Here is a 20,551-nt window from a genome sequence, read left to right on the forward strand (position 1 = left end):
GCCTTGTTACTTTAACAAGGCTTTATAATCAAGTCACTTTGTTAATGATACCAGCCGTTTGTATAAGCTAGGTTGCCTAAGTTGGCATGGGCGAGGGCTTTTTTAATCAGTTGCTCATCGTTTTCACATGGCACAAGCTTGTTATTACTGTATGTATAGGTGGTTGCTGGTTTTTGTGGTTGTAACACCACCACTTTATTACCGTGCATATAAGCAAAGTTTTTGTCGTATTGCATCATAGCACGTTGTTTGTTATCGCTAATTGGCTTTGATAAATCATGCCCTATCATTGGGTGTTCGCCACTTGCACCAATTAAAGAGAGTAAAGTTACGGGAATATCGAGTTGGCTGGCTAGTTGGTCATCGCGTTTGTGAGCTATACCTTTGCCAAAAATAACAGCTGGAATTCTAAAGTGATCAACCGGGACCAAATTAGAGCCCGATACTCGCGAGTCGTGATCGGCAATAACAATAAATACGGTGTTGTCCCAGTAACTTGATTTTTTAGCTTTTTCGATAAATGTACCTAGTGCATAATCGGCATATTTTGCAGCATTATTTCGGGTTTGCTTTTGTTTGTCGTACAGCGTTATTTTGTTATCTGGAAAATCATAGGGACTGTGATTAGAGCTTGAAAATATAAGGCTAAAAAAGGGTTTATTCTGTTTTTCAAGTTTAGTGAGCTCGAGATCGGCTTGATCATATAAGTCTTCGTCTGATGCGCCCCATGAACCATTAAAGTCTATTTTATTAAAGTTATTCGTATCTACAATATCTTTAAAACCATTACCTAAAAAGAAGCTTCGCATGTTATCAAAATGGCTTTCGCCACCATAAATAAACTGGGTGTTGTAATTTTTCTTAGCTAAAAAATCAGCAATGGTAAAAAAATTATGTTGTGATTTATCAAGCTTAACGACCGCACGCGAAGGTGTGGGTGTAAATCCTGTAATTACCGCCTCAATTCCTCGCACCGAGCGCGTACCTGTGGCGTATAAATTGTCAAACCCCCAGCCTTGTTTATAAAGGGCATCAATATTAGGTGTAAGCGGTAAACCGCCAAGTGTACCTACGTAACGGGCACCTAAACTTTCTTGTAAAATAATGACTAGATTTTTTGGTTTGCCTGTATTGCTTGCTGCATGAAATGTTTTTGTTGGTGCGGTTAAGTCACTAAATGCGGCTTGTGTATTTTGCATATTATTACGCACAATACTAAGTAGCTCATTTGTAGGCATTTTCCCGTAATAGTCTTGGCTTGATTGCTCGTTAGAGAGTTGTTTGAGCGCAAATACGACGCTATAAAGTGAGTTCAGAGTTAAATCGTTAAGTAAGTGATCGGTAGAAAACGAGACCATAGCTGGGTTTAGCGGCCTATGCCCTAATGAATTACGCGCGCCTAAAATAGTCAAACATACTAAAACTAATGCTAAAATTGATTGATTTAGCCTCGTTAGTGATGATTTTCTTTGCCATTGATGACTAAATACTTTACTTGCAAACTTACAGCTTAAAACAAGTGTTATAACAACAATCACTACGTCTAGCTTATAGCCTGAAAAAATCATTTTTGAGATTTCTTTAGGGTAAATTAAATACTCTATAAATAAGCGGTTTGGGCGCAAATCGTATTCGTTTATAAACGTAGGAGTAATCACTTCAAAAAAAACGAGTAAAGCAGACATCGCTACTAAGTAAATTTTAATGAGGCCGCATACTTTGTTTTGCCAATTTATGCTTTGCATAACTAAAGTCAGTAGTAATGCAGGCATAATAATGTAGCTTAAAGTCGCTATATCTACTATTAGGCCACCTATAAATATAGAAAGCCATGCATGCGATCCAAATACACGCTCACCTTGCCATACGCTCAACCCAAAACGGGCAAGAGTTAAAAAACTCAGAGCTAAAATAGTAAATACAACAAGAATCCACACAGGGCCAAATACTTGCTTGACTTTAGAATTATTACTTTTAAGCGTTAAGCCCATAATACAGCCCACCAAATAAGAGCTGTAATTAGCATGGCTATAAACACACTGGCTGAGGCAATATCTTTAGCGAGCCCCGAAAGCTCATTATATTCGCTGCCAATTCTATCAACCACAACCTCAACGGCTGTATTTACCAGCTCAGCAAACAATACAAAAAGCAGGCTGGCTATCAGTAATAACTTGTCGCTTAATGCAATGTCTTGTAACCACACAAACACTCCAAGTAACGAAAACAGTGCTAGCTCTTGTTGAAACGCCGCTTCAAATCGACTCATCCATTTTAAGCCGTTAAAAGAATGGTTTAAGGTAAAAATAAGGCGCATTAAGCCTTGGCGTTTTATAACGGTTTTATTGCTCATAGTTTTATTTCGCTTGTTGTTTGGCAGTGAGCAAGTAAATCAAGGGATGCCTGATATGTTTTGCTTTTAATGCCAATTAAATTTAAAAGGGTGTGGAAAATATTGTTGTGTGAGCGTGCAGCTCGGGTGTCTAAATTAGCTAAACAGGCATTCGTAATGCGCTGATTATGCTCATCAGCCCACATATAAAGAGGAACGTGCGTTTGTGTGCTAGGTGCAAAGCTATACGGAAAACCATGTAAATAAGCCCCAGCTTCGCCAAGTGATTCACCATGATCAGAGACATATAAAAACTGCTTATCTATGTTTTTTGGCAGCGCTTTTAACTGCTCAATTACCTGGGCGTTAACAAAGTCGCTGTACGCAATTGTGTTGTCGTAGGTATTAACTAATTCATCGAGTGAGCAGTTTTGAATGTCGCTTCTGTCGCACGTGGGCTTAAATTGCTTAAATTTATCTGGGTAGCGCTTAAAGTAGGTGGGTCCGTGTGAGCCCATCATATGCAGGACGATCACGGTGTTAGCTTGGCTTAAATTAGCTAGTTTACGTTTAAGTGGAGCAATAAGTGCTTCATCAAAACAATATTTCCCATCACAAAGCGCTGATGCAGTGGTTGAGATATCAATGTTAACAACACGGGTGCATACGTTTTTACAGCCGCTGTTGTTATCAACCCACAGCACATCGCTGCCAGCTTGTTGTGCAAGGTCAATCAGGTTTTGTTGGTTATCGGCCGTTAATCGATCGAAGTTATCATGTGTTTGCAGCGAAAACATACACGGCACAGACACCGCTGTTGCCGTACCGCATGATGCGACATTATTAAAATACGTTACATTATGCTTTTGTGTATAGGGATTGGTGTTGCGTTTATATCCCTGGTAAGCAAAGTTGTCTGCTCGTGCGGTTTCGCCAACAACTATAACTGTTACGCTGGGAATCGTCGGCTCAATTAGGGTAGGTGCTGCATCTATACTTTTAAATTTTATATTGGAGTACAACAGTTGATCGCGCATATATTTATAACCGCTAGAGAGGTACTGAAATGGAATGATTTCTTTTTTCAAAATGCGATTATTACGGCCAGTGGCTGCGTAGTCGGCGTAAAAGTTCACAACAACTAAAGTAATTAATAAGCAGCACGCTAGAATAAGCTTTATACGGCTAATCGCTTCTTGGTGGGGGCGAGTGAAATGTATTTTCACTTTGCTTAATATAAAAACAGGTAACGCACAAAATAGCAGTAAAAAGCCTATGAGCTGCGGGTTTAAATAGCTCAACGCTTCGCTTGAATCTGTTTCGAACGTGTTTTGAATCATTGAATAGTCAAACACGACGCCGTAATTTAATGAGCCATAAAGTACAGCGCTTGAAATTATCAGTAATAGGTAATTTATGGGTTTTAGTAACCACCTAACCGATACAATCGAAAAGAAAATAATTAAAAGACATAACAATAGCAGCGGGACTGAAAATAAAAACAGCCATGAAAAAGACGCAAGTGAGGTAATGGCGCTAAACGAACCTTGAATAAAAGGAATGTTTATAACTAAACAGTAATAACAAGCAATCATTACTACAAAGGTGTTTGCACTACAGTGAATATAAAACCGTTTACTACGATTTGGCTTTTTTTGTACGGGTGTATGGTTAAGTGCGTTCATATTTAGGCTCGTTTAAAATAACAACGCCATGCTATGCAACAACACTTAAGAATTGCTTAAGAGAACCTACGCATTCCCTGAAGAGAATAAATAAATTTTATTTGTAAAAAAACCTCAAAAATTAATCAAACCATAAATGAGAGATTTAAGAATAGTGAATTTCTAAGCTTGAAATTTAAGCATAAAAAATTCTTTAAATAGATTTGTGATGAATTTAAAAACCACTTAATTTGAATTTTAGCGTTTTTTTTGAATTAAGTTTGGTGTTGACTTACTCGCCTCAGCGCGGTACAAATACAAATACAGAGCGAAGATTATTACTTCGTAACAAATGAACACATTTTGGTATTAATTACATGCTTACAAATGCACTTAACCTAGTCCTGATTATTATCGTGGTGATTATTCCCGCGAGGGCTTCGTAGTGCTATAAACTTAAGCATTAAAAAGCCCTCCGCACCTAATCGTTCGGAGGGCTTTTTAGTTTTAAGCACAAAGTTTTAAAGATTTTAGCTATAAGTTTTAAGTAAGCAGGTAATTGGGTTGTCACTGAGGAATGAGGATTAATTAATGACAGGCGCAGAACTAACAATCGATTTATTAGCCAAGCACGGCGTAAATGAGGTATTTGGCTACCCTGGCGGAGCTATTATGCCCATTTATGATGCGCTGTATGGCGCGCCTGTAAAGCATTACCTTACTCGTCACGAGCAAGGTGCTGGCTTTGCCGCAGTGGGTTATGCCCGCAGCACAGGCAAATTAGGTGTTTGTTTTGCTACCTCAGGCCCAGGTGCTACTAACTTAATAACCGCACTTGCCGATGCGATGATGGACTCAGTACCATTGTTAGCAATTACCGGCCAAGTTCCCACTGCCGCTATTGGCTCAGATGCATTTCAAGAAGTCGATGTACTAGGTATGTCACTATCGTGTACAAAACACAGCTATATGGTAGAGCGCCCAGAAGACTTAGCCGAAGTACTGCAAGAAGCGATGCACTTAGCGCAAAGTGGTCGACCAGGCCCAGTGCTTGTAGATATTCCAAAAGATATTCAAATGGCGCAAGTGCCTTTTAAACCGTGGTTAGCCGCTGATGAATATTTACCCCAGCTAGATCTAAACCAAGTGGCCATTGCAAATCAGCTATTAAGTGAGGCAAAGCAGCCTGTCGCGTATGTAGGTGGTGGCGTGCAAGCCGCTGATGCGCAAAATGAGTTAATGCAGTTTTTAAATAAAACACAAATGCCAGCGGTATCAACATTAAAAGCGTTAGGCAGTGTATTACCTGATTACGAACATTACTTAGGAATGCTGGGCATGCACGGCACACAAGCAGCTAATATAGCAGTACAAGAGTGTGATGTGCTTGTATGTATAGGCGCGCGCTTTGATGACCGCGTAACCGGTAACTTAGCTAAATTTGCTGCCAAAGCAAAAGTAATCCACTTAGACATTGATGCGGCCGAAGTAGGTAAACGCAAACCCGCTAAAGCGTCTTTAGTTGCTGATTTAAAAACCTCATTACCCGCACTTGAGTGTGTTGCAACACCTAAAGCATGGTGCGATACAAATAAACTCATGAGCGAAAAGCATGCATGGCGTTACGACTACCCAGGCGAAAAAGTATTTGCCCCGTATTTATTGAACCAATTAAGCCAGCATATGCCAAAAACTGGCGTAGTGTGCTGCGACGTGGGCCAGCACCAAATGTGGGTAGCGCAACACATGAAATTTAACCACCCAAGCAATCATTTAAGTAGTGGTGGCGCAGGTACTATGGGCTTTGGCTTACCAGCGGCTATTGGCGCGCAAGTAGCACGCCCAGATGATTTTGTAATAACGGTGTCGGGGGATGGCTCAATCATGATGAATATTCAAGAGCTTGCCACTATTCGCCGTAATAATTTACCGGTAAAAATACTCATATTAGATAACCAACGCTTAGGTATGGTTCGTCAATGGCAGGAGCTGTTTTTTGAAGGTCGTTACTCGGAAACAAACCTGTCAGATAACCCTGATTTTGTTCAATTAGCCGCAGTATTTGGTATTCCTGGGCAAACGATCACCAAAGCCAACGAAGTTGACGATGCAATAACAGCATTAGTTAATAGCAAGGGCCCGTATATTTTACATGCCTGTATAGACGATAAAGAAAACGTATGGCCGCTTGTACCACCTGGGGCTGCAAATGACGAAATGATTACGGAGAAAGCACAATGAAACACAGCTTAACGATTGCACTTAAAAATCAAAGTATTGCGGTGGAGCGCTTTTTACGTGTTGTGCGTCACCGTGGTTTTGACCTTACGCATTTTCAGCTTAATACAGATGAAGCTCATTATACGATAGCAATGACGGTCGATAGCGATAAGCCGATTCATCTATTAACCAACCAGCTAAACAAGTTGGTAGACGTGAAAGAAATCAGCTTAGAAAATTTACAGCAACAAGCAGTGTAACTGCCAACGAAACACATTTACGCGTTACTGAGTATAACCTTCAGTAACTCAACAATTTTTAGAATGAGGAATGCCTGCTTACACAGCGGCAAAACAGAGGTAACTATGGCTAAATTAAGAAGTGCAACAACAACTGAAGGACGTAAACGCGCAGGCGCACGTGCATTATGGCGCGCAACAGGCATGACCGACACCGACTTTGGTAAACCTATTATTGCTGTAGTTAACTCGTTTACGCAATTTGTGCCCGGGCACGTACACCTTAATCAGCTTAGTGAGCTAATGGCTGAAACCATCACCCAAGCGGGCGGTGTACCAAAAGAATTTAACACCATCGCCATTGATGATGGTATCGCAATGGGCCATGGTGGCATGCTTTACTCTCTGCCTTCACGCGATTTAATTGCCGACTCGGTTGAGTACATGGTTAACGGCCACTGCGCCGATGCAATGATCTGTATTTCTAACTGTGACAAAATCACCCCAGGGATGATGCTTGCAGCGCTACGCTTAAATATACCGGTTATTTTTGTATCGGGCGGCCCAATGGAAGCAGGTAAAACAAAGCTTGCTAACATCGATATTAAACTCGACTTAGTTGATGCCATGGTTAAAGGCGCTGATGAAACAGTCAGTGATGCCGATTCAGAGCAAGTAGAGCGCTCTGCGTGTCCTACCTGCGGCTCATGTTCAGGTATGTTTACTGCCAACTCAATGAACTGTTTATTAGAAGCTATTGGTCTTGCGCTACCGGGTAACGGTACAACGCTTGCAACCCACAAAGATCGTAAGCAGCTTTATGTAGAAGCGGGCGCCCGTATTGTTGATTTATGCCGCGAGTACTATCAAAAAGACAATCACGACGTACTACCACGCGCAATTGCAAACAAAACAGCCTTTATGAACTCTATGGTGGTTGATATTGCCATGGGTGGTTCATCTAATACCGTATTGCACTTATTAGCAGCGGCACAAGAAGCCGGTGTAGATTTTGATATGTCGCACATTGACGAGCTATCTCGCAAAACGCCGTTTTTATGTAAAGTGGCGCCTGCTACAGCGCAATACCATATTGAAGATGTGCACCGCGCTGGTGGCATGATGGCAATAGTACGTGAGCTTGGCAAAGCTGGTTTAGTTGATTTATCAGTAAACCATGTTGCAGGTATGACAATGGGTGAGCTTGTTAAAAAATGGGATGCTACGGATCCAAACAACGAAGCTGCACAAAAGTTTTATCGTGCAGGTCCTGCTGGTATTCGCACGACCAAAGCGATGAGCCAAGAGTGTCGTTGGGATGAAGGTGATAATGATCGTGAGAATGGCTGTATTCGCAGTGTTGAACACGCCTTTAGGCAAGATGGCGGCTTAGCTGTACTTTCAGGAAATTTAGCAGTTGATGGTTGTATTGTTAAAAGTGCAGGTGTTGTTGACGAAATGCTTCATTTTGAAGGCACCGCTGTGGTTTATGAGTCACAAGATGAATCAGTAGAAGGCATTTTAAACGATGAAGTTAAAGCCGGTGATGTCGTGGTTATTCGTTACGAAGGTCCTAAAGGGGGCCCTGGCATGCAAGAAATGCTTTACCCAACTAGCTACTTAAAATCAAAAGGCCTTGCTGAAAAATGTGCCTTGATCACCGATGGCCGTTTCTCGGGCGGCACCTCTGGTTTATCAATCGGGCACGTATCGCCAGAGGCGGCAAGTGGCGGCGCTATTGCATATGTTGAAAATGGCGACAAAATTATCATTGATATTGCTTCACGTGAGATTACCCTTGCATTAAGTGATGAAGAGCTGGAAGCGCGAAAACAAAAGCAATTAGCACGTGGCAAACAAGCGTATAAGCCGCTTGATCGTGACCGCTATGTATCATCGGCATTAAAAGCGTATGCATTACTTGCAACCAGTGCAGATAAAGGCGCAGTACGTGATTTAGCCAAACTGGAGGAGCTTAGCTAATTATGGTTTCTCAAGAGCTCGATTATTTTCGCGCTATTATTCAAGCCAATATGGAACCGCTCGCTAAAGTAACTGAGGTGAGCGAAATGCGCGACCTCAGTGATAAATTAGGCAACCATGTTTGGTTAAAGCGTGAAGATCAACAGCCTGTGTATTCGTTTAAGTTACGTGGTGCTTATAATAAATTAAACAAGTTACCTAAAGGGTCCGTGGTTATTACGGCATCTGCGGGTAACCATGCGCAAGGTGTGGCGCTTAGTGCTTCACATCTTGGCCATAAAGCCACTATTGTTATGCCTGTTACTACGCCTGAAATAAAAGTTAGTGCGGTACGTGCACTGGGCGGTGAAGTGGTTTTACATGGCCATCATTTTGATGCAGCAAAAGCACATGCTCTTGAATTAACAGAGCAACGTAATGGTGTATTTGTACCGCCTTTTGATGACCCTGACGTAATTGTGGGGCAAGGCACAGTGGCTCGCGAGCTTATGCAGCAACTCAATGAGCTTGATGCGGTATTTATCCCTGTTGGCGGTGGTGGTTTACTAGCTGGCATGGCGGTTTATATCAAATCATTACGTCCCGATATAAAAGTGATTGGCGTAGAAGCCGACGAAAGCGCGTGTTTACAAGCTGCGCTTAAAGCGGGCGAGCCAGTAGAGCTTGACCGTGTTGGCAGTTTTGCCGATGGCGTAGCGGTTAAAATTATTGGCAGTGAAACATTTCGCCTAGCGCAAAAATTTTGCGATGAAGTTGTAACTGTCAGTGGCGATGAAATTTGTGCCGCCATGCAAGATATTTTTGTCTCTACTCGCGCAATTTCGGAGCCTTCAGGTGCGCTTGCCACCGCAGGGCTTAAAAAATGGAGCCAACAATCTGGCCTAAAAGGGCTGCATTTAGCAGCGGTGCTTTCGGGAGCTAACTTAAACTTTGACCGCTTACGTTATGTTGCAGAGCGCACCGCGCTTGGTGAAAAAAACGAAGCGTTACTTGCGGTAACCATTAAAGAAGAAAAAGGCAGCTTTAAGCAGTTTTGCACCTCTTTAGGGGGCCGTGCTATTACTGAGTTTAACTACCGTTATGCAGGCCCTGGTGAAGCGCAAATATTTGTGGGTATAGCCCTGCGCCAAGGTGAGCAAGAACTCAGCGAGCTAAAACAAGACCTAACTAACAACGACTACCCATTTTGCGATTTATCAGATAATGAGCTCGCAAAATTACATGTACGTTATATGGTAGGGGGCAAAGCACCTGAGCAGTTGCACGAAAGGTTATTACGGTTTGAATTTCCAGAATACCCAGGCGCTCTAGCACGCTTTTTAGATACCCTAGGTAGCAATTGGAATATTACTTTGTTCCATTACCGTAATCATGGGGGGTCTATCGGAAATGTACTGGCGGGCTTTGCGATTGAGCCTAGCCAATTTGAGATGTTTAACGAGCACTTAAACCGCTTAGGTTACAGTGTGCAAGACGAAACACATAACCCGTGTTTTACGCAGTTTTTAACCTCTCAGCCAAACAGCTCAAACGTTGATAACGTAGCCTCAGCTTAAGGCTTCATAAGCAAGTATGCGCCTTTGCATGCTTGCTTTATTGTGTGTTTTAAATATAGTTACACCTAATGACTACTATTTGGAACACTCAGTTGCTTATTAAAGGATTAATACTTGCAAGCTTGCTTTTTTGCAGCCAGCTAATGGCTCAAGAATCAGTCACTTTACAACTTAAATGGACCCACCAATTTCAGTTTGCTGGCTATTACATGGCTCAGCAAAAAGGCTACTACAGAGACGCCGGACTTAATGTGACCATACGCGAAGCCAATCCTAAAATGCCTGATACTTTTACTCCTGTAGCAACCGGAGAAGCTCAGTTTGGGGTGGCGCATTCGGGGATTTTACAACAAAGAGTAAACGGCCAACCGCTTGTTGCAATGGCGGCTATTTTGCAGTTTTCCCCGTACTGTTGGATGGTAAAAGACAGCTCTGATATTTTTCACCCTCGCGATTTTACCGCTAAACGTATTACCGAAGTAAGTAAAAAAGACAGTACCGAGTTGTTAGTCATGCTAAAACGCAGCGGCATTGACACAACTACTTTAGACGTTTTTGAAGGCGATGAGCCTGCACTGCAAGCGTGGCAAGAAAACAAACTTGATGCAATGCAAGTGTATATTACAACTCAGCCCTATTTAATGACTCAGCAAGGGGTATCGCATCGCCTTATATGCCCACAGCGTTATGGTATGGATGTATACGGTGATGTGTTATTTACCAGCGAATCAATGCTTAAAAAGCACCCGCAAACGGTTGAAAAGTTTTATCAAGCGAGTTTAAAAGGTTGGCGTTATGCCTTAATGAATATGGATGAAGCCATAGCTATTACTCAGCAAGTGTATGCGCCAAATAAAAGTTTTCATCAGCTAGCCTACGAGGCCGAAGTATTGAAAGACTACATATTGCCGCCGACGACTCAATTAGGGAATATGTCAATGGCCAAATGGCGCTTAATTGCAGATTATTATGGTATTAAGCAAACCCAATTTGACGAGCACAAAGCGAGGTTTGTGTATAAATACCAAGAGCCGGAGCAATTACAACTGTCGTGGATGCTAATAGCCGCTTTCATTGTAAGTATTATTTCGATCCCCCTTTATTTGCGGTTAATCCTCGCAAAAAAATAACCGCTTAATGCAGCTCTGCGCAACTGGTATAATTAAACGTCTTTTTACTATTTTAAGTTGTTATGAACCTAGCTGAGCAGTTTGCAGCACTCGATGCAGTGCTAATGAATACCCGCGAATATTGGCAATGTACGGCATTTGATTTTGATGAATTACCGTGGCCTGAGCTTCAAGCGGCGTTACATAACTTATCAGATGAAGATGTTGCAAGGCTTGATAACGATCAGCAACAGCTTTATCAATTTTTTAGCCCATTTATTGCCGGGGTAGAGCAGCTACCTGAGCTGTGTAATTTACCAAAAAACCAGCAGCAACGCAGTGAATACCCGTTTTGGATAAGTAACGGTATTAAAGGGCGTAAGTTTGAGCAACTACAAGACTTTGTTTCAGCATTGCCTTTTACAACGCAACCTGTTTTAGAGTGGTGCGCGGGCAAAGGCCACTTAGGGCGTATGCTTGCTTATAACGGGGCGCAAAGTGTGCGAAGTGTTGAGCTACAAGCACACCTATGTGAGCAAGGAGAGCACAGTGCACGTAAGCAAGGTTTAGCGATGCAATTTAGCCAAGCAAATGTACTTGAAGATGATATAAGCCACTTTTTTAATACCGACACACATGCGGTGGCACTGCATGCATGTGGCGCACTGCACCAAACATTTATGCAACACGCCAGTGCCGCTAGGGTAAAACGTATTAGTTTTTCGCCGTGCTGTTATCACTTATTTACTGATAATAAGTACCATCCAATGAGTGAGCTTGCCTTTACCAGTAAGCTGAATTTAACACACCGCGATTTAAAGTTGGCGCTGCAAGAGACAGTTACAGCCCCTTCACGTGTGGCTAAAATACGAAAAACTGAGGTGGAATGGCGCTTAGGGTTTGACGCACTTCGAAAGTCAATTACTAATGAGCAGTTTTACGTAAGCGTGCCATCGGTTAATAAGGCGGTATTTTCTGACACATTTGCACAGTTTTGTGCTTGGGCGGGTGATAAAAAGTCTCTAATTATTCCTCAAGATACTGATTACGATAAGTTTTTACTAATAGGTAAGGCGCGTAAAAAAGTAACAGAGCGAATCGAACTGGTTCGACATGTGTTTAGAAGAGCAATAGAAGTTTGGCTTGTGCTCGATCGTGCTTTATATTTGCAACAGCAAGGTTATCACGTTTCAGTTAGCACCTTTTGCGAGAAACAGTTAACTCCTCGCAATATTTTAATTCTTGCAAACACCAACTAAAAAGGCGCTCATTATTTGTCTTTTTTGGGGTGTAATTCCTATCCCAATCTAAATAAGAGATGCAATGAGAAAGCTAAAAAATTTATTCGAAAACAACAAACGTTGGGCTGCACGTACAACCGAAGCCAACCCTGAGTTTTTTAAAATATTATCAATGCAACAAAACCCAGAGTATTTGTGGATTGGCTGCTCCGACTCGCGTGTTCCTGCAAACCAAATTGTTGATTTATTACCAGGTGAACTATTTGTACACCGCAATGTGGCTAATGTAGTGGTGCATACTGACCATAACTGTTTATCGGTAATGCAGTACGCGGTAGAGGTGCTTAAAGTAAAGCATATTATGGTGGTGGGACACTACGGCTGTGGCGGTGTACAAGCGGTATTAAATAACGCCAAATTTGGTTTTATTGATAATTGGTTACGCCATGTTGGCGATGTAAAAGAAAAACACTTAGCGCAGCTTAATGCAATGGGTGAGCAACAGCGTTTAAGTCGCTTAATTGAGTTAAACGTTATTGAACAAGTACGCAACGTGTGTAGAACAAACATAGTGCAAGATGCATGGGATAAAGGGCAAGAGCTCACGATTCATGGTTGGGTATATGGATTAGAGAACGGCCACTTACACGACTTATCATCGGTTGTAACCTGCGCCGATGAAGAAGCCGAGGTGTATAAAAAAGCCGTTGCACATGTACTCGCTAAAGCCGGTTGCGAGTAATTTAAGTAATGACTAAAACGGCGATAATCATAGGGGCAACAGGGGTTGTGGGGAGTGAGCTATTAACGCTTTTACTGCAAAGCCCTGCGTTTTGTAAAGTGGTTGCTATTACACGCCGTAAGCTAGACATTAAACATACTAAGCTCACTAATCATGTTATTGATTTTGATTGTTTAACTAACTACTGCGCGTTATTTAAAGGGGATGTGCTTTTTTCGTGTTTAGGCACAACTAAAAAGCAGGCTGGTTCAATCGCGGCGCAGCGTAAAGTTGATTTTGATTATCAGTTTATTGCGGCGCAAATGGCAGCAAACAATGCAGTGAGCCATTATTGCTTGGTGTCATCAAGTGGCGCTAATGCACACAGCATCAGCCCTTACTTAAAAATGAAAGGCGAGCTTGAGCAGCATATAAAAACGCTGGGCTTTGCAAAAGTAAGTATATTTCAGCCGTCTTTATTAATGGGTGAGCGAAGCGATACTCGTTTAGCTGAGCAAATAGGCGCATTTGTGTTACCTGTTATTACACAACTTCCTTTTTTAAAACGTTATAAACCTATTACGGGCAAGCAAGTGGCGCAAAAAATGTGTGCTGTGAGTTTGGCGCAGCAACAACCCCTGCAATACTATGTATTAGATGCATTGTTTAATGCATAGTGGATAAATGTTTAAGTTAAAAGCAAAAAAGCAGCCTTGGCTGCTTTTTTTTGGCTGAGTATACATACGTAAATACGTGCTACTCGGCGTTATTTTTAGCATTTAATTGTTGCTCTAGTAAAAAAACTTTTGCTTCAAGCTCCGTGAGTTTTTCACGAGTACGAATAAGTACTTGGCTTTGCACATCAAATTCTTCGCGGCTAACAAAGTCCATTTCAGCCAGCTTATTTTGTAAAACTTGTTTGGTTTTACCTTCGAGTGTATCTGCTAGGTTTTTTACACCTTGCGGCATGTTATTGGTGATTTGCTTAGCAATTTCTTCAAGTTTTGCTGGATTGATCATAATCGTCCCTTGCTTTTGCCCTAAAATGATAATGACTAATATTACCTTATACCTAAGGCATTTAATACATGATCACCATAATGGAATTAATTAATCTAATGGCTATGCCTGTATCTGTGGTTACGGTAAAATTAGCTGCCTTTTAAAACTCCATGGTCGTTATGAAACTCAATCCAAAACAAGATGAAGCAGTAAAATATATTAGTGGTCCGTGTTTAGTACTCGCGGGTGCAGGCTCAGGTAAAACGCGCGTAATCACTAACAAAATTGCTTATTTGGTGCAAAAGTGCGAGTACAAAGCACGTAATATTGCTGCGGTAACGTTTACGAATAAAGCGGCCAAAGAGATGCGCGAGCGTGTATTACAAACGCTTAATAAGCAAGAGGCGAAAGGGTTGTGGGTATCAACTTTTCATACCCTAGGGCTTGAAATAATTAAAAAAGAGCTAAAAACACTAGGCTTTAAAGAAGGTTTTTCACTGTTTGATGACCAAGATACTAACCAGCTGTTAGGTGAGCTAACCGAAGATGAGCTTAAAAAAGATAAAGACCTACTAAACCTACTTAAGATGCAAATAGGCAGCTGGAAAAATGAATTAATTTTGCCTGAGCAAGCCATACGCGAAGCACGTGATGCGCAAAAAGCGTTATTTGCGCAGCTTTACGCCCGTTATCAAAATCAGCTGCGAGCATATAACGCACTGGATTTTGACGATTTAATCATGATCCCCACTTTGTTACTTAGTAATAATGCCACCTCACGAGAGCGTTGGCAGCAACGATTTAGGTATTTGCTGGTGGACGAATACCAAGATACCAATACCAGCCAGTACCAGCTTGTTAAGTTATTAGTAGGCGAGCGAGCGCGTTTTACAGTGGTAGGGGATGACGACCAATCTATTTACTCATGGCGCGGAGCCCGTCCCCAAAACTTAGTGCTGCTAGGTAAAGATTACCCCGGACTTAGGCTTATAAAGCTTGAGCAAAATTACCGCAGTGCGCAGCGTATTTTAAAAGCTGCAAATATTTTAATTGCCAATAACCCGCACGATATCGAAAAGAAGCTATTTAGTGAGCTTGGTTACGGTGAGCCAATTAAAGTGATTGGCTGCCGGGATGAAGAGCACGAGTGCGAGCGTGTTGTAGCTGAAATAATTTCCCATAAATTTATGAAACGTACCAGCTATAAAGATTACGCTATTTTGTATCGCGGTAATCACCAAGCTCGTGGCTTTGAAAAGTCATTAATGAGCAACCGCATCCCTTATAAAATCAGCGGTGGTATGTCGTTTTTTTCGCGCTCAGAAATCAAAGATATTATGGCTTATTTACGCTTATTGGTTAACCAAGACGACGATAACGCATTTTTACGCATAGTTAATACACCGCGCCGTGAAATAGGCACCGTTACACTTGAAAAGCTAGGCACGCTTGCAAACGAAAAACACCAAAGCTTATTTGCCACTTGTTTTGATAACGACTTAGGCTACCGACTTAAAGGCCGTGGTTTAAATGCGCTTTCGGGGTTTGCACGATGGGTTGTTGAGCTTTCAGATAATGCAGTGCGTAGCGATACACTCGAAGCGGTAAAAGACTTAGTGCGTAATATTAATTACGAAGCGTATTTATATGAGTCATCGCCAAGTGCTAAAGCAGCTGAAATGCGTATGAAAAACGTCTCTGAGTTGTATCGTTGGATCACCGATATGCTCACCGGCGATGCCGATAACGAACCAATGACCTTACCAGAAGTGGTCAGCAAACTAACACTTCGCGATATGTTAGAGCGTAATGAGGAAGAAGATGAATCCGATGCGGTACAGTTACTTACTCTGCATGCATCCAAAGGCTTAGAGTATCCGTACGTATTTATGGTTGGTATGGAAGAGGGGTTACTGCCGCACCAAGTAAGTATTGACGAAGAAAACGTAGATGAAGAGCGCCGTTTAGCGTACGTAGGGATCACACGGGCCCAGCAAGAGCTGACCTTAACGTATGCAAAAATACGACGCCAGTTTGGTGAAACCTCGCAAACAGAGCTAAGTCGCTTTGTGCAAGAGTTACCACAAGATGACTTAGCGTTTGAAAACAAAAAAGCCCCTAGTTCGCAAGCTGAGCGCATGGAAAAAGGCCAAGCACGGGTCGCTAACTTAAGGGCGATGCTTAAAAAACCTAGTTAATAGATTGTGCGGTGTTCTCAGTAGCCTCTATTGACTGCGATAAGCCTTGCTGCTTTGCGACAAATAAACTCAGCCCGTACTTATCAAGCAAGGCCCTAAAGTTGAGTATAGAAGGGCCTTTGGCAATGACTTTTATGCCTTTAAGCTGAGTAATTGCCAGTACGCCTTGTAATTGCAAGTTAAAGCTTTCTTGTTGTAATACGCGTTTACTAAAGGTGGAGCTAAGGAGTATGTAATCGAAGTTAATGTCGGTCAGCGCATTTAACTCACAACGGTCTTTTGCAAAGTTATTTAAGCCAATACTGTAACCAAGCTGCGAGAGCTTTTTAAGGTTTTCTAGCTGAGTTGCACAGGCATAACGTATTTCTTGGTCGTCAAAGAGTAAACACAGTTGACTCTGTCCTTGCAGCTTACTTAATACCTCGGTAAATAAATTAAATTCAAGCGCTTCTAAAAGCAACCCTGAGCACGGCATCAATACCATGGCCACATTGGCCGCTAGGGCATGGGCGTAAGCGTGTTGCAATAGCTCTAATTCAACCTGTAGGTGTTGCTCTTTATCGGTTGCAAACTTTTTCAGCACTTCAAAACTGGTATAACCTAATACAGGGTGCTCACCAAATGCTTCAAACAATGACTCTGATTGCTGTTGCTCATCAAGGTTTATAATATCAGCACTTCTAAAGCTCATCGGAAGTGAATCAAGATGGTGCTGTGCTGGAGATTCTGCACTTGTTAGTGTCTGCGTTAATAATGGATGGAACAACTCATAGCGGTCGCGGCCGGCATTTTTAGCGTAATACATAGCGGCATCGGCATCGCGAATAATTTCATCGGTATGCTGATAACTCGAATTTGAGTACGTTATACCAATACTTGCACCACTTTGAACGCAGGTACCTTTACTGCAAAATGGCTTTTTCATTATATTAATAATGCGATCAGCCACATCTTCTGCTTGTTGAAGCTCTGTTAAGTGGGTAAGCAAAATGACAAATTCATCACCACCAAGGCGGGCGAGCAAGTCGTGCTCACGAATACAATGGGAAAATAAATCAGCCACACTTATTAAAAATTGATCGCCAGCATGGTGCCCTAGTTGATCGTTTATATCTTTAAATTTATCTAAATCAATAAATAAAACAGCAAAGTGGTGCTCAGGAAAGCGGTGGTAATGCTGCAATGTTTTTTCTAGCTGGGTTAAAAACAGGCTGCGATTAGGGAGGCCTGTTAATGAGTCATGATGTGCATCATGATAAAGCTGTTGTTCTACTTTTTTACGCTCATCAATTTGCATTTGTAAATGTAAGTTGGCCTGCTGCAACGCTTTTGTTTTTTCATTAACGCGATACTCTAACTCTTGGTGGCTAGATTTAAGTGCTTGCGTGGCTAACTTTGTTTGCAGAACTGTCGCAATTTGATGCGAAACAAATGTAATAAGTTCGCAGTCATCTTTACTAAAAATATGTTTATTATTATACGCTTGACATGCAATTAGGCCGATAACACCTTGCGATGTTTTAAGTGGTGCGCCTAGCCAGCTGGTGGCCATTTGTTCTTCTGGTATTGGGTTATTTCGCTGTACGTCACCACTTTCTAACAGCTCTTTAGCTCTACTTGGGTGAATAAGTTGGGTTTGCTCGCTACTAATAACTAGCTCACTATAACCTTTTGCAAACTTTCTAGGCTCGGTGTTGTCTTTAAATTCATCTACACAATATGGGAAGCTGATCCAGCCTGTTTCTTTGTTATAAAGTGCAATGTATAAGTTTTCTGCGTATGTAATGGTTTTTATTATTTGATGAATTTTTACATAGGCATCATCTAAGTTTTGCGCTTGCGTTGCCAACTCCGATATTTTAAACAGAATTTGTTGGCGTTGTAGTGCGCGTTTTCGTTGTTCAATTTCTAGGTTTAATGCCTCATTACTTTGTGTCAGTGCGCGGGTACGAATTTTTACTTCTGATTCGAGTAACTCTCTTTTTTTAACCCGCTCTATTGCTGTCGCTAAATATAAAGACATTACTTCGAGTAAGTGCACCTGCTGGCTGCTGTAGTCTTGCTGTTTGTCGTAACTTTGCGCAGCAAGCACACCAATAATATTTTGCTCTTGGTAGATAGGCACGCCTACCCAATGTTCTGCAGGTGAGCCAAGCGCTTTAAATAAGCCATTTTGAGCAGCGCTTTGCATTTCTTGCTTGGTAAAGCACGTGGTTTTGCCAAGTCTATAAACATAGCCTGTAGCGCCTTCTTCAAAACTATTATCCTGATTAAGGGCAACTGATATACCATCTTTTTCATCGCAAAAATAAGAAAGCTCAAGAGCATGAGTATATTGATTAGCAAGTACCACATAAAAGCTTTTACTAGGTAGGTATGCTTGTAAAATGTCATGGATTGCGGGGTAAAGTAAGGTTAATTCGGCAACAGAGCTCGCTTGCTCTGATAATTGAATCAAGGCATTTTGTAAGTGGTGAGATTGCTTATACTTTTCTAATAGCGTTCTGAGACGTTTATTCTGATGCGCTAATTTACTAAGGTTAGCGGCCTTATCTTCCGATGACATGAATCATATTATTTTATTATTGTATGTTTATTAAACGTATAATTTCACTTTTAGTTGCGATCGTCAAGTAACTAATGCCCTAAAACTGCCACTAAAACATTATTTTAGCAACAAAAAAAGGCCTATTATAAAAATAGACCTTTTTTAAATAATCACCCTAATTATCAGAGGGTTAATTAAATTATTTAGATGTCATGAAATCAATAGCTGCGCTAATCTCATCATCAGAACAATCCATACATGTTCCTTTTGGCGGCATCGCATTAAAGCCATTGATAGCATGATCAAGCAACACATCTTTACCTTTAGCGATACGCGGTGCCCAGTCATCAGCTGATTTAGGTGCACCTAATGCGCCAGTACCGTGACAGGCAAAACAGGCGCCTTGGTAAACTTGCTCACCAGAACGAGGGCCACTAGGCGCTGCCGCAGCAGCTTTTTCGCCTTCAAGATAAACAGCGCCAACTGGAGCTAAACGCTTTTTAATCGCATCTTCAGTCATAGAGTTATCATATGGCTGTGCGTATGCGGTGGTTGCTAGCACTAATAATGCTGCAGCTGATAGTTTTTTCATTTTGCCTTGCTCACTTCGATTTGAACGTGATCAATCACGATTATAGATGACGGAAATTAAACCGATTATACCTCTGTGTAACAATTTATAAAACGCCCACTGGTGTTTTTATCAATAAAACTGTCTAATTTTTGCGTTAACGCAATAAAATTGCATGTTTCAGTTAATAAACTTTTATAATCGGTGGCTTAGTAAATCACTATTTAAGCTAATGCTAATACGTTTTTAACCAATTTTTCGATCCCCGCATCGGCATCTAAAATAGACTGCGCCAGCATATAAGCAGGGGTGGTAACGAGTTTATTGTCTTCATCAATCACAATATCATCAACTGCACAGGCTGCGTGAGTAGAGCCTAGCTGGGTTAAAGCGTTTACGGTCTGTTCATCATTACCTATGGTTAAAGTAGCCTTGGGATATATAAACGGAATTAAAGCCGGCGCAATACACATGTAGCCAGCCGCTTTTTGTGCACTGGAAAATTGTTTACACGCTGCTAAAACTATTTCGTTTATCTGCGCATCAGCGCCTTTAACGGCAAAGTCACATAAGTTTTTAGCGGCGCCAAATCCCCCAGGGACTATTAACGCATCAAATTCAGATACTTTTAATTCGCTTAAAGATTTTATATCACCACGGGCAATGCGTGCTGCCTCAGTGAGTACATTACGGTTGCTTGGCATTTCTTCACCGGTGAGGTGATTAATCGTGTGAAGTTGTTCTATATCAGGAGCAAAACATTGATATGCAGCACCATTTTTAGCTATGTGTAGTAATGTTAATACTGCTTCGTTTATTTCACTGCCATCGTACACACCACAGCCGGCTAATATTACAGCTATCTTTTTCATGCTTTTGTGCTCCTTAAGTATTTTAAATAAGTCGTTTGGGTGAAGTTTAACACGGGGCAAAACACTCACTAAAATAATTTTTTAGCTTAAAAAGTATTCGCAGTGCAAGTTGTATTGCGGTTTATGCCATTTTTGCCAGTGCGCTTATAAAAAAAATTATAAAGGATCGCTATGATCTTTGATCCATTATGCTAGAATACTCCTCCGGTTATTTAAATGGATGCAAATAACTAAAGTGACTAACAGCAGATGTATCAGTTAGAAAACCTTTTTCCACATTGGTTTTAAAATAATA

The 20,551-nt window shown here is 41.4% G+C and carries 16 protein-coding genes; 9 read left to right on the top strand and 7 right to left on the bottom strand.

All coding sequences use genetic code 11. The annotated features are described in order from the left end of the window. Positions 1-41: 41 nt before the first annotated feature. From AN391_RS05895 to AN391_RS05905, 3 genes are read right to left on the bottom strand one after another with little or no spacing between them, the layout of a single operon-like run. Positions 42-1,991, bottom strand: a complete 1,950-nt coding sequence (locus AN391_RS05895; RefSeq protein WP_055014545.1) for an LTA synthase family protein — start codon at positions 1,989-1,991, stop codon at positions 42-44. After that, positions 1,982-2,353, bottom strand: a complete 372-nt coding sequence (locus AN391_RS05900; RefSeq protein ID WP_055014546.1) for a diacylglycerol kinase — start codon at positions 2,351-2,353, stop codon at positions 1,982-1,984. The genes AN391_RS05895 and AN391_RS05900 overlap by 10 nt, the downstream gene beginning before the upstream one ends. Then, the gene (locus AN391_RS05905; RefSeq protein WP_055014547.1) at positions 2,350-4,017 is read right to left on the bottom strand and encodes a phosphoethanolamine transferase; all 1,668 of its coding nucleotides are present in this window, start codon (positions 4,015-4,017) and stop codon (positions 2,350-2,352) included. The genes AN391_RS05900 and AN391_RS05905 overlap by 4 nt, the downstream gene beginning before the upstream one ends. A gap of 570 nt (positions 4,018-4,587) precedes the next feature. Between AN391_RS05905 and ilvG the strand changes: the two genes are divergently transcribed. The 8 genes from ilvG (at position 4,588) to AN391_RS05945 (ending at position 13,742) form a co-directional block, all read left to right on the top strand. Further along, positions 4,588-6,237 (top strand): acetolactate synthase 2 catalytic subunit, encoded by a 1,650-nt coding sequence (ilvG, locus tag AN391_RS05910; RefSeq protein WP_055014548.1) that lies wholly within the window; start codon positions 4,588-4,590, stop codon positions 6,235-6,237. Continuing rightward, the gene (ilvM, locus tag AN391_RS05915; protein WP_055014549.1) at positions 6,234-6,476 is read left to right on the top strand and encodes an acetolactate synthase 2 small subunit; all 243 of its coding nucleotides are present in this window, start codon (positions 6,234-6,236) and stop codon (positions 6,474-6,476) included. Before ilvG ends, ilvM begins: the two co-directional genes overlap by 4 nt. A gap of 105 nt (positions 6,477-6,581) precedes the next feature. Next, positions 6,582-8,438: a dihydroxy-acid dehydratase gene (gene ilvD / locus AN391_RS05920; protein ID WP_055014550.1), complete on the top strand. Its 1,857-nt coding sequence runs from the start codon at positions 6,582-6,584 to the stop codon at positions 8,436-8,438. 2 nt (positions 8,439-8,440) lie between these two features. After that, entirely contained in the window at positions 8,441-9,994 is a 1,554-nt protein-coding gene (gene ilvA / locus AN391_RS05925) for a threonine ammonia-lyase, biosynthetic (RefSeq protein ID WP_055014551.1), read from the top strand. Between the two features lie 143 nt (positions 9,995-10,137). Continuing rightward, positions 10,138-11,124, top strand: coding sequence for an ABC transporter substrate-binding protein (locus tag AN391_RS05930; RefSeq protein ID WP_055014645.1), 987 nt, complete (start codon positions 10,138-10,140; stop codon positions 11,122-11,124). Between the two features lie 62 nt (positions 11,125-11,186). Next, positions 11,187-12,362: a methyltransferase gene (locus AN391_RS05935; RefSeq protein WP_055014552.1), complete on the top strand. Its 1,176-nt coding sequence runs from the start codon at positions 11,187-11,189 to the stop codon at positions 12,360-12,362. Between the two features lie 64 nt (positions 12,363-12,426). Continuing rightward, the gene (gene can / locus AN391_RS05940) at positions 12,427-13,086 is read left to right on the top strand and encodes a carbonate dehydratase (RefSeq protein WP_055014553.1); all 660 of its coding nucleotides are present in this window, start codon (positions 12,427-12,429) and stop codon (positions 13,084-13,086) included. Between the two features lie 8 nt (positions 13,087-13,094). Next, on the top strand, positions 13,095-13,742 hold the full coding sequence (locus tag AN391_RS05945; protein ID WP_055014554.1) for an NAD(P)H-binding protein: 648 nt from the start codon (positions 13,095-13,097) through the stop codon (positions 13,740-13,742). A gap of 79 nt (positions 13,743-13,821) precedes the next feature. Here AN391_RS05945 and ubiK read toward each other — a convergent pair whose 3' ends face one another. After that, positions 13,822-14,085, bottom strand: a complete 264-nt coding sequence (ubiK, locus tag AN391_RS05950; RefSeq protein ID WP_055014555.1) for a ubiquinone biosynthesis accessory factor UbiK — start codon at positions 14,083-14,085, stop codon at positions 13,822-13,824. A gap of 161 nt (positions 14,086-14,246) precedes the next feature. On the opposite strand from ubiK, the gene rep reads away from it, so the two are divergent. Further along, positions 14,247-16,265, top strand: a complete 2,019-nt coding sequence (gene rep / locus AN391_RS05955; protein ID WP_055014556.1) for a DNA helicase Rep — start codon at positions 14,247-14,249, stop codon at positions 16,263-16,265. Here the strand turns inward: rep and AN391_RS05960 are convergent. The 3 genes from AN391_RS05960 to elbB form a co-directional block, all read right to left on the bottom strand. After that, on the bottom strand, positions 16,258-18,831 hold the full coding sequence (locus AN391_RS05960) for a diguanylate cyclase domain-containing protein (protein WP_055014557.1): 2,574 nt from the start codon (positions 18,829-18,831) through the stop codon (positions 16,258-16,260). The genes rep and AN391_RS05960 overlap by 8 nt on opposite strands. A gap of 181 nt (positions 18,832-19,012) precedes the next feature. Continuing rightward, positions 19,013-19,405, bottom strand: a complete 393-nt coding sequence (locus AN391_RS05965) for a cytochrome c5 family protein (protein ID WP_055014558.1) — start codon at positions 19,403-19,405, stop codon at positions 19,013-19,015. 203 nt (positions 19,406-19,608) lie between these two features. Next, positions 19,609-20,256 (bottom strand): isoprenoid biosynthesis glyoxalase ElbB, encoded by a 648-nt coding sequence (gene elbB, locus AN391_RS05970; protein ID WP_055014559.1) that lies wholly within the window; start codon positions 20,254-20,256, stop codon positions 19,609-19,611. Between the last annotated feature and the right edge of the window lie 295 nt (positions 20,257-20,551).

The organism is Pseudoalteromonas sp. P1-13-1a (genome assembly GCF_001401875.1).
Classification (GTDB): Bacteria; Pseudomonadota; Gammaproteobacteria; order Enterobacterales; family Alteromonadaceae; genus Pseudoalteromonas.

Bases quoted from the DNA above. Each gene is read 5' to 3' on its own strand.
- AN391_RS05895 (WP_055014545.1), bottom strand. From the start codon at position 1,991: ATGGGCTTAACGCTTAAAAGTAATAATTCTAAAGTCAAGCAAGTATTT.
- AN391_RS05900 (WP_055014546.1), bottom strand. From the start codon at position 2,353: ATGAGCAATAAAACCGTTATAAAACGCCAAGGCTTAATGCGCCTTATT.
- AN391_RS05905 (WP_055014547.1), bottom strand. From the start codon at position 4,017: ATGAACGCACTTAACCATACACCCGTACAAAAAAAGCCAAATCGTAGT.
- ilvG (WP_055014548.1), top strand. From the start codon at position 4,588: ATGACAGGCGCAGAACTAACAATCGATTTATTAGCCAAGCACGGCGTA.
- ilvM (WP_055014549.1), top strand. From the start codon at position 6,234: ATGAAACACAGCTTAACGATTGCACTTAAAAATCAAAGTATTGCGGTG.
- ilvD (WP_055014550.1), top strand. From the start codon at position 6,582: ATGGCTAAATTAAGAAGTGCAACAACAACTGAAGGACGTAAACGCGCA.
- ilvA (WP_055014551.1), top strand. From the start codon at position 8,441: ATGGTTTCTCAAGAGCTCGATTATTTTCGCGCTATTATTCAAGCCAAT.
- AN391_RS05930 (WP_055014645.1), top strand. From the start codon at position 10,138: ATGGCTCAAGAATCAGTCACTTTACAACTTAAATGGACCCACCAATTT.
- AN391_RS05935 (WP_055014552.1), top strand. From the start codon at position 11,187: ATGAACCTAGCTGAGCAGTTTGCAGCACTCGATGCAGTGCTAATGAAT.
- can (WP_055014553.1), top strand. From the start codon at position 12,427: ATGAGAAAGCTAAAAAATTTATTCGAAAACAACAAACGTTGGGCTGCA.
- AN391_RS05945 (WP_055014554.1), top strand. From the start codon at position 13,095: ATGACTAAAACGGCGATAATCATAGGGGCAACAGGGGTTGTGGGGAGT.
- ubiK (WP_055014555.1), bottom strand. From the start codon at position 14,085: ATGATCAATCCAGCAAAACTTGAAGAAATTGCTAAGCAAATCACCAAT.
- rep (WP_055014556.1), top strand. From the start codon at position 14,247: ATGAAACTCAATCCAAAACAAGATGAAGCAGTAAAATATATTAGTGGT.
- AN391_RS05960 (WP_055014557.1), bottom strand. From the start codon at position 18,831: ATGTCATCGGAAGATAAGGCCGCTAACCTTAGTAAATTAGCGCATCAG.
- AN391_RS05965 (WP_055014558.1), bottom strand. From the start codon at position 19,405: ATGAAAAAACTATCAGCTGCAGCATTATTAGTGCTAGCAACCACCGCA.
- elbB (WP_055014559.1), bottom strand. From the start codon at position 20,256: ATGAAAAAGATAGCTGTAATATTAGCCGGCTGTGGTGTGTACGATGGC.